The sequence below is a fragment of the Clostridium sartagoforme genome (assembly GCF_039521405.1).
GTDB classification, from domain to species: Bacteria; Bacillota; Clostridia; order Clostridiales; family Clostridiaceae; genus Clostridium; species Clostridium sartagoforme.
Genome location: NZ_BAAACH010000029.1, coordinates 1 through 820 on the forward strand (window position 1 = coordinate 1; position 820 = coordinate 820).

The 820-nt window shown below is 52.4% G+C and carries 1 protein-coding gene; it reads left to right on the plus strand.

The annotated features are described in order from the left end of the window. Positions 1-64 precede the first annotated feature (64 nt). A complete protein-coding gene (locus tag ABDZ60_RS11880) occupies positions 65-769 on the plus strand; it encodes an IS6-like element IS26 family transposase (protein ID WP_001067855.1) in 705 nt (234 codons plus the stop codon). The last annotated feature ends 51 nt before the right edge of the window (positions 770-820 follow it).

Below are 820 nucleotides of genomic sequence, written 5' to 3' on the forward strand. Positions count from 1 at the left end.
GGGCACTGTTGCAAATAGTCGGTGGTGATAAACTTATCATCCCCTTTTGCTGATGGAGCTGCACATGAACCCATTCAAAGGCCGGCATTTTCAGCGTGACATCATTCTGTGGGCCGTACGCTGGTACTGCAAATACGGCATCAGTTACCGTGAGCTGCAGGAGATGCTGGCTGAACGCGGAGTGAATGTCGATCACTCCACGATTTACCGCTGGGTTCAGCGTTATGCGCCTGAAATGGAAAAACGGCTGCGCTGGTACTGGCGTAACCCTTCCGATCTTTGCCCGTGGCACATGGATGAAACCTACGTGAAGGTCAATGGCCGCTGGGCGTATCTGTACCGGGCCGTCGACAGCCGGGGCCGCACTGTCGATTTTTATCTCTCCTCCCGTCGTAACAGCAAAGCTGCATACCGGTTTCTGGGTAAAATCCTCAACAACGTGAAGAAGTGGCAGATCCCGCGATTCATCAACACGGATAAAGCGCCCGCCTATGGTCGCGCGCTTGCTCTGCTCAAACGCGAAGGCCGGTGCCCGTCTGACGTTGAACACCGACAGATTAAGTACCGGAACAACGTGATTGAATGCGATCATGGCAAACTGAAACGGATAATCGGCGCCACGCTGGGATTTAAATCCATGAAGACGGCTTACGCCACCATCAAAGGTATTGAGGTGATGCGTGCACTACGCAAAGGCCAGGCCTCAGCATTTTATTATGGTGATCCCCTGGGCGAAATGCGCCTGGTAAGCAGAGTTTTTGAAATGTAAGGCCTTTGAATAAGACAAAAGGCTGCCTCATCGCTAACTTTGCAACAGTGC